The sequence below is a fragment of the Acidobacteriota bacterium genome, assembly GCA_040752675.1.
GTDB lineage: Bacteria > Acidobacteriota > Polarisedimenticolia > JBFMGF01 > JBFMGF01 > JBFMGF01.
In genome coordinates, this window is the sequence record JBFMGF010000043.1 from 1 (window position 1) to 8,356 (window position 8,356).

Sequence of the window (8,356 nt, forward strand, 5' to 3'; positions counted from 1 at the left end):
ACAGCTACTTTCTTGGAGAAGGGGTCATGTATCTGCTCCAGAAGGCAATTGATAAGGTCTATACTGACTTTGGAGTCTATTCTGGAAGTGTAACGAAATTTCCAACCTTCAAAGATACAGCGATGAGATTGAGAAAATGCAAATAGAAAATCTTATTATCATTTATTTTATAAAATAAAAATAAAGAAAGATATATTATCATTCTTGGATGCTTGACAATTCTTATTACGAGAAATGTTCTTAATAATAATAATAAAATAATCCATATTAACATTTAATTGCTTATATGATAATATGTCATTGATTATAAGATTTTATTGAATGGAGATAATATGTTTCAATCCGGATCTTATAAGCAACGCTATGAATATCAAGGCTTTAGCCCTTCACTCATCAACAAACCCTACCAGTGGGAAAACAGGAAGATCGTGATCCAAGTTGAAGAAGCCATGAGGCTATTGGGAGAGCTTAATGCTTATTCAATGCTGATTCCAGATGTGGATCTTTTTATTGAGTTGCATGTTGTTAAAGAGGCAGCTACCTCCAGCCGTATCGAAGGCACTCGCACAAATATCGACGAAGTTCTTTTACCTGAACAGGAGATTACTCCAGAAAAAAGAGAGGATTGGATGGAAGTTCGCAATTACATCAAGGCTATGAACTTCGCCATCCAGGAACTTGATAGACTTCCGCTTTCGATGAGGCTCATTAAAGAAACACACAGTATCCTTCTTTCAGGGGTTCGTGGAGAACATAAACTCACCGGGGAAATCCGTCAGAGCCAAAACTGGATTGGTGGATCAAGCTTAAAGGATGCTTTCTTTATTCCACCGCATCATGAAGAATTGCCTGAATTGTTGTCTGATCTAGAAAAATTCTGGCATAATCGCGATCTGTCTATCCCACATTTGATAAAGATTGCTATGAGCCATTACCAGTTTGAGACCATTCACCCATTTCTAGATGGCAATGGGCGAATTGGACGGCTTTTGATTACATTGCAGTTAGTTGAACAAAAGATTTTGGAGAAACCAACTTTGTTCCTTTCCGATTTCTTCGACCGCAACAAAGGCTCCTATTACGATGCTTTGACGATGGTGAGAGCATCAAATGATATGGATCAATGGATTATCTTCTTCTTAAATGGAGTGATAACGACAGCCAGCAATGCAAGAGATACTTTACGAATGATTGTGCGACTGCGTAAGCAGTATGAAGAGAAAATTATGGGCTTGGGCCGCAAGGCAAAGCTTGCCCAGAAATTTATGCTGTATCTTTTTTCACATCCTATTATTTCCATCAATCAAGCAGCAGAGCATCTTGAGGTAGGATTTGCGGCCACTTCCCGCCTGGTTTCAGACTTCCAGCATCTTGGTATGCTAAAAGAAGTCACAGGATATTCTCGAAATCGCCTTTTTGAATTAACTGATTATCTGGCATTGTTTAGATAATGCTAATCCATTCAGTTCATATTAGCCTTTCTCTCTAACAATGCATCCCGCATTCACTCTATCTTGACATGGACTTATGAGCAACTTACAATAGCTTTGCATTTTAAAATATAAGCTTCAGGGCGGTTAGCTCAGATGGGGAGAGCGCCTGCCTTACAAGCAGGAGGTCACTGGTTCGAATCCAGTACTGCCCACCATGAAGGCAAAAAAGGATTTTTGTTCCTTCTTTTTAATTTTTAGTATAATAGAACAGCCTGCAATTTCCTAAAGAGCGGGGCCGTGGTGCAGATTGGTTAGCACATCGGTCTGTCACACCGAAGGTCGCGGGTTCGAGCCCCGTCGGCCCCGCCATTTTCCTTGATCACCTTCAAATATTTTACCCTATATTAAATAGGTCAAGCATCCTGCCTGACATTCATCCAGGGCAGAATAAATTTTCCCAATGAGTATACCTATAGACGGGAAAACATGTCAGAACCCGAGACATCATGTTTCGGCTGTAAGAAGTGACAGGAGCTCAAGTGTCAGTGAAGGTTGAGGAAGAGCCGGGCCACGTTGAAGAAGATGATGAGGCTGAAGATGTCTGCCGTGCTCGCGATGAACGGTCCTGACATGAGAGCCGGATCGAATCCGAGCTTTTTTGTGATGATTGGAAGGATCCCTCCGATGGTCGTTGCAACTGTGATGGCAGTCACTATCCCGAAAAAGACCGTGATCGCCAGCGTGACGTCGCCGATGAAGAAGGCCCAGCCCGATGCGATGACTCCCATACCCGCCCCGACTAGAACACCGATACAGAGCTCTTTCCGGAAGACCCTTAAGAAATCACGGATTGTTACTTCACCAATGGCGAGTCCTCTCACGATGGTCGTTGACGATTGATTTCCAGAATTCCCGGATGCTCCCATCAAGACGGGGATGAAAGAGGTCAGAATCACTGCAGCCTGAAGAATTCCCTGATAAGAGTGAATGATGAAGCCCGACGCAAGATTGGCAAACAGAAGAATGATGAGCCACTGGATACGCTGTCTTCCATGCGTGACATTGCTTATTTCCAGGTATTTCCCGATATACCTACCAGCGGCACTCAAGCGGTAGAAATCCTCGGTGTTTTCCTCGCGGATGATGTCCATGATGTCGTCCACGGTAATGATCCCGATCAGCTTCCCGTAAGCATCAGTTACTGGCACCGCAAGCAGGTCGTACTTCCTGATGACAGAAGCAACCTCTTCCTGGTCGATCTCCGCTTTCACGCTGATGACTTTCTCATCCATGATCTCCTCGATCAGGCGGTGAGACGGAGCGAGGATAAGATCCTTGAGGGAAACGATCCCGATGAGTGTCCCCTTCTCCGAGATTACGTAGATAGTGTAGATGGTCTCTTTGTCAGGAGCGGTCTTCCTCAGATAATCGATGGCTTCGGCAACCGTCAGGTCTTCAAGCAGTGACGCATATTCAGTCGTCATCCTTCCGCCTGCAGTCGTGGGAGGATAGGCCGTGAGAAGTTTCGTGTCCTTCTGCTCTTCCTCTTTCATGAGGGGGAAGAGGCGATCGGCTTCCTCTTCTGGAATCTCTTCAAAGAAGTCCGCCCTCTCGTCCGGGGACATGGTGTTGAGGAGGAATGACTGATCGGAAGCGGGAAGTTTTTTGAGGAGAGAGTATCGAATGCCTTCTTCCAGTTCATCAAAGACGGCGACCTTCTGCCATTCATCGAGGACGCTGAAAACGGAAAACTGTTCCCCTGGATCAAGTTCTTCAAATATCTCAGCGATGTCAACCGGGAAGAACTCGGAGACGGCTTCTTTCAAATCATCCGGCCTCCCTGCTACTATGATCTCTTTCAGGTCGGGGATGAGAACTTTCATCACTTTCATAAGACTGCTCCCTTTGTTTTACCTACTTAATGCCGATTCATCGTCTCATTTTACTGGAATACCATGAAACTTCAAAGTTTCTGGAAAGATGATGCGTGATAACGTTGCGATCGGTATATAATTATATTTTGCTTTTCAATTCATTATCGCGAGGAGGAAGCATGATCAATAAGAGCGTAACGGATCTTGAGCCTTTCTATTATTTTTATCCGAAGAATACCTGTGCGGTCGGCTCCAGTTTCGAGGGGAAGACAAATTTCATGGCTGTGGCCTGGAGTACTGCGATCTCATACAGACCTCCCATCTATGGGGTTTCCATTTCCGATAAGAGGTTTACATATCATCTAATCAAGCGAAGCGGTGAGTTCAGCGTCAATTTTCTCCCATGCGAGAAGCTCGACCTCATGCACACCTTTGGAAGGACATCCGGAAAGGACACGGACAAAGTGGCCAAACTTAATATCCGCCTGAAGGAGAGTTTGAAGACCTGTGCTCCAATCCTTGAGGATGCCTATGCGGGATTTGAATGTCTCCTCCTGGATGCAAGGGATTACGGCGACCACACATTCTTCATCGGCAAGGTGGTTGCCATCCACTACGATGAGACCATCTTTGATGGAGAAGGGATCATCCGAATAGAGGAGATCGACCCCATTCTTTACCTGGGAAACAACCAGTACGCTACTTCGAAGAGAGACTCACGGATCATAAAGCCCCAGGAAGTCAAACTATGATATCTTTTTCTGAATAGGCCAAGCATCCTGTCTGACACGAGGGAGGATTCCATATGAATGAAGATAAGAAAGAGTACACGGCCCTCAAAGTTCTCTCCGGCATCGTCATGGTCATATTTTTAATAGGGGGCATTTTCATGCTTATTGCGAGAGGTAAAGACTACGAACGATTCTTAAACCAATTCATCTATCTGATGCGGACCGGCAGTCCCCTTATCGCTTCCGGGCCCATCACCATCATCCTTTTCAAGACCGTTGGAGCGTTCCTTCTGATGTGGGCTTTCTTCCTCTTCAAACTCTTTCAGGAACCCGTCAAGAATGCAATTATCGCCAGCGGGAGCGGTATTGGCTTTATCATCATATCAGCAGTTACCGTCACCCACTTCTTTTCCGATGAGATAGTGAGCGCCATCCCTCCTTACATAATCGCCATCAGAGTCCTGGTAACAGCCATTATCGGTCTCCTCTTCCTCATCTGGACTCCCAAACGATGATCGGAAGTGACCAGCTCGAACCAACCTTTCAAGCAAAAAGGCGAATTTTATTGGAAGAGATCGGAGGATCTGACTATCTGGAAATCTTCCCGCTCTAAGCCGAGATCAAACCTTTCGATGACACGGTCTTCGTTCTCGAGAGCGGCGGGGTCGACACCGGATGGATACTCCACGTTCGTCTCCGGAGATAGCATCTCGTCAATGAACTTTTGCCCATCGGAAACGAGGACGGCGATGGCAACCCTGTCCGGGTAGAGATGCTTCCTGACGACTTCTCTGATATCTTCTGAAGTAACTTTTCTTACGTTCTCTTCGAAATTCTCTACAAAATCCTTGCTGCCGTAGATTTCGTCATCGAGCAACATTCCCAGCTTCCTGTCCGGCGTTTCCACCTCGAAGGGAAAGTTGTTTATTGTGTAGTTCTTGGCCTCCTGGAGACGCTGATCATCAATTCCCTCTCTCACCAGATCCTCCATTTCTTTTAGCACAAGCTTTATGACGAACTTCGCATTCTCGTTCTTGGGATAGGTCCACATTGCAAAATACTGTTCCCTGCGCGCCAAAGTCGGTCTCGGAAGCTTTATAGGACCCGAAGAACCCAGGAAATGCTCTATGTAGGAGTAAGCTCCGTATGATAATCCTCTCTTCTCTCTGATCTTGTTGTAGAGTCTTCCGATTGAGACCCTGTGCTTGCCAAGATAGTTGTTCGCAATGAGGAGTCCGTGATAATCAGGGTCCTTCCTGGTCACAGTGATGGGATGGCCGATCCTGAGTTGTGTTTGCGCCCTCCCTTCCTTCTCGATGACCAGTACTTTTTTCCTCTCGGGTTTCTCCACCTGTGTTCTTTTCCTCGCCATATCCACCGCAGGCAGACCCGCAAAATCTTCCCTTATCCTCGCGATAAGGGAATCGGGAATGTCCCCTCCCAGGCCGATCAGAAGATTCCCCCGCCTGAAATGCTTCTCGTAAAAATTTAAAACGTGGTCTCGCGTGAAACTTTTGACGGTTGCGATACGCCCGGCGTCGAGATGCCCGTACGGATGACACTGGTAGAGGAAGTTACTGAATGCCTCCCGGACAAGAGCTTCATCATTCTGTCTGATAAACTCGATGTCATCGATCTGATCGACCTTTAGTTTTTCAATCTCCTCTTCCGGAAACGATGGTTTCAGGAGCATTTCTGAAAAAACGCTGTAGAACTTAGCAAGGTTATCTACGAGCACCCTCCCGCCGAAGACCGTGATATCTTTCTGACAGTGAATCCAGAGATCGGAAGCGATGAAATCGAGCATTTCCTCGATCTCGCTTCTACTGTAAGTAGCCGTCCCTCTCCTCATGAGGTTTGCCATAAACGATGCGAGCCCTTCTTTCCCCTGCGGATCGTCCGCTGACCCGGACATAAGAACGAAGCGGAAGAAAACCACCGGGATCTGTTCCTTTCTCACGGTGAAGATCTTCAAGCCAATATCGGTTTCTTCCTTCCGGATCACGTCATGAACTCCGATGTTCGCACCTTCTGGATGGCTTAGTTTGATTTGGGAACCAGCGTGGCGACAGTTTGCCTCTCTTTTCGGAAGATATTGTTTGCCACGGCTTCGGCCTTCTTCTTCGTCATCGCCTTGACCTTCTCATTCAATTCAAAGAGCAGCTGGAAGTCTCCGCCAACCGTCTCGTAGAAGCCGAGCGTGTTGGCTACAGAATAGGGTCTATCAAGAGAGTAGAAGGTGGATGCCAGGATGGAGTTCTTCGCTTTCTGGAACTCTTTGTCGCCGATCCCCTCATCGAGGAGCTTATCGATCTCGCTAAGAACGATATCCCGGACCTCATCCACTGATTTCCCTTTCTTCAGATTGGCATAGATTAAGAAGAGCCCGGGATCCTTGCTGCTATCCGGACCGCCGTCGATGCTCTCGACAAACTGAAGATCGGTATAAAGCTTCTTCCTAATTCTCTGGCTCTGCATGAAGAGGATTCGCGAAACTAGAAGAAGCGCTGCATAATCAGGAGCCTCTATGCTCAAATTCGGACCATGATAGGCGATGGCGATCCTCGGCGTGATCAGTGAATCCTTCCAGATGAATGACTGCGCGCGCTCTTCCGTCTGCTCAGGCTCTGAAGGGATCTTCGTGTCGGGCGGGTTCTGTTTCTTCCATCCTGAGTAGTGTTTCCCGACGAGCTCGAAGGCTTCTTCCCTATCGAAGTTTCCCGCAATGATAATGCAGCAATTGTTGGGGGAGTAATAAGTCCTGAAGAATTCCAGAGCATTCGTGTACTGCATGTTCTTCTCCAGATCTTCCTCCCAGCCGATGACAGGATGATGATATGTGTGCACCCGATAAGCGATCTCATAGACCTTGGTATAAAGGAAGCCATCAGGATTGTCCACGTATCCTTTTCTTCTCTCTTCCTTTACCGGACCGAGTTCAGTTCGGAAGATGTCATTTGTGAAGGTAAGATTCTGGAATCTGTCCGACTCGATTCTGATGACATCTTCCAGGAATTCTCTCTTGACGTTGACGAAGTATCGCGTGAAATCACGACCCGTCGAAGCGTTGCTTTCCGGTCCGAAGGGGGCCAGAGCTTTGTCGTATTCGGGATAGGTATAGGTCCCGCGGAACATCATATGCTCTAAGACATGGGCTAACCCCGTCGTTCCCTCCTTTGTCTCATCCCTTGCCCCTGCACTTACATAGGTCATGAAGGAGGTGGTAGGAACGCTCCTGTCCTGATAGAGTAAGAGTTTTAGCCCGTTTTCGAGCCGATGTTTTTCAACCTGCAGCTTTATTTCCATTTCTTAAAAGATAAAAGGCTGCATATATTAACATCTTGAATGAAGATTCTCAAAGTGCTAACTTTCTTTATTCAAAGGAGTTTCATATGTCAGTGAAAAAAGTTGGCCCTGAGGCTGTTGCCATTCAGCAGTTCGAAGAAGCTGCTAAAAAGCTTAAACTCGATGCGGCGACCCGCGAGAACCTTCTTGTCCCGAACCGGATCATCATCGTCAACTTCCCGGCAAGGATGGATGACGGGACGTACAGGATATTCCAAGGTTATCGCGTTCAGCACGATAATTCGAGGGGACCGTACAAAGGGGGAATCCGCTATTCGCCTGAGGTTAACCTCGAGGAGGTTAAAGCGCTTGCGGCATGGATGACCTGGAAGTGCTCGCTCGTCGATATCCCCTTCGGCGGCGCGAAGGGAGGCGTCACCTGCGATCCATCAGCGCATTCCAAATCTGAGCTGGAGAACATTACGAGGCGGTACATTGCCGATCTCGGTCCCAACATCGGCCCGGAGATAGACATCCCTGCTCCCGACGTGAACACAGACCCACAGATCATGCTATGGATTTTTGATACATTCAGCATGCACAAAGGTTACACAGTAACATCCGTGGTCACCGGAAAGCCGGTTGGACTTGGCGGGTCGAAGGGACGCTACGAAGCGACTGGAAGAGGTGTTATGCTTACTGCAAGAGAGCTGATGAGGGATCGGAGCATCCCTCTCTCAAAGGTTTCCGTTGCCGTTCAAGGTTTTGGAAACGTGGGATCGGTGGCTGCCATCCTGATGGCACGCGAAGGGTTCAAAATAGTGGCCATCTGCGACAAGGACAGGGGTTTCTATGCCCAGGAAGGATTCTCAGAAGAAGAGTTGATAGAGATCGATAAATATTCCCAATCCCATGGAAGATCTCTCGTGGGATGCAAGGTATGCAAGGGAAAAGAGATAACTCCAAAAAGACTCCTCGATCTTCCCGTTGACATGCTTGTTCCCGCGGCTCTCGAGAACCAGATCACCGAGGA

At 47.2% G+C, this 8,356-nt stretch carries 7 protein-coding genes and 2 tRNA genes; 6 read left to right on the top strand and 3 right to left on the bottom strand.

Annotated elements, in window-relative coordinates:
* Window positions 1-332 precede the first annotated feature (332 nt).
* The 3 genes from AB1756_04310 to AB1756_04320 all read left to right on the top strand — a co-directional run bounded on the left by AB1756_04310 (window position 333) and on the right by AB1756_04320 (window position 1,802).
* A complete protein-coding gene (locus AB1756_04310; GenBank protein MEW5806554.1) occupies window positions 333-1,451 on the top strand; it encodes a Fic family protein in 1,119 nt (372 codons plus the stop codon).
* Between the two features lie 120 nt (window positions 1,452-1,571).
* Window positions 1,572-1,648, top strand: a tRNA-Val gene (locus AB1756_04315).
* A gap of 76 nt (window positions 1,649-1,724) precedes the next feature.
* Window positions 1,725-1,802 (top strand) — tRNA-Asp (locus AB1756_04320).
* A 173-nt stretch (window positions 1,803-1,975) separates the two neighbouring features.
* Here AB1756_04320 and mgtE read toward each other — a convergent pair.
* Complete coding sequence (gene mgtE / locus AB1756_04325) at window positions 1,976-3,325, bottom strand: magnesium transporter (protein MEW5806555.1); 1,350 nt, start codon at window positions 3,323-3,325, stop codon at window positions 1,976-1,978.
* Window positions 3,326-3,486: 161 nt separating this feature from the next.
* Here mgtE and AB1756_04330 point away from each other — a divergent pair, with 161 nt between their 5' ends.
* Window positions 3,487-4,059: a flavin reductase family protein gene (locus tag AB1756_04330; GenBank protein MEW5806556.1), complete on the top strand. Its 573-nt coding sequence runs from the start codon at window positions 3,487-3,489 to the stop codon at window positions 4,057-4,059.
* A gap of 53 nt (window positions 4,060-4,112) precedes the next feature.
* Window positions 4,113-4,553, top strand: coding sequence for a hypothetical protein (locus AB1756_04335; protein ID MEW5806557.1), 441 nt, complete (start codon window positions 4,113-4,115; stop codon window positions 4,551-4,553).
* A gap of 47 nt (window positions 4,554-4,600) precedes the next feature.
* Here the strand turns inward: AB1756_04335 and AB1756_04340 are convergent, their stop codons facing one another.
* Both AB1756_04340 and AB1756_04345 read right to left on the bottom strand, forming a co-directional pair.
* Complete coding sequence (locus AB1756_04340) at window positions 4,601-6,043, bottom strand: pitrilysin family protein (GenBank protein MEW5806558.1); 1,443 nt, start codon at window positions 6,041-6,043, stop codon at window positions 4,601-4,603.
* Window positions 6,044-6,078: 35 nt separating this feature from the next.
* The gene (locus tag AB1756_04345; GenBank protein ID MEW5806559.1) at window positions 6,079-7,344 is read right to left on the bottom strand and encodes a pitrilysin family protein; all 1,266 of its coding nucleotides are present in this window, start codon (window positions 7,342-7,344) and stop codon (window positions 6,079-6,081) included.
* Between the two features lie 86 nt (window positions 7,345-7,430).
* Here AB1756_04345 and AB1756_04350 point away from each other — a divergent pair.
* Window positions 7,431-8,356: Glu/Leu/Phe/Val dehydrogenase (locus AB1756_04350; protein ID MEW5806560.1), on the top strand; the 926-nt coding region annotated here is incomplete at its 3' end.

Excerpts from the sequence above, each read along its gene's own strand:
- AB1756_04310 (MEW5806554.1), top strand. The coding sequence starts at position 333 with ATGTTTCAATCCGGATCTTATAAGCAACGCTATGAATATCAAGGCTTT.
- AB1756_04330 (MEW5806556.1), top strand. The coding sequence starts at position 3,487 with ATGATCAATAAGAGCGTAACGGATCTTGAGCCTTTCTATTATTTTTAT.
- AB1756_04345 (MEW5806559.1), bottom strand. The coding sequence starts at position 7,344 with ATGGAAATAAAGCTGCAGGTTGAAAAACATCGGCTCGAAAACGGGCTA.
- mgtE (MEW5806555.1), bottom strand. The coding sequence starts at position 3,325 with ATGAAAGTGATGAAAGTTCTCATCCCCGACCTGAAAGAGATCATAGTA.
- AB1756_04335 (MEW5806557.1), top strand. The coding sequence starts at position 4,113 with ATGAATGAAGATAAGAAAGAGTACACGGCCCTCAAAGTTCTCTCCGGC.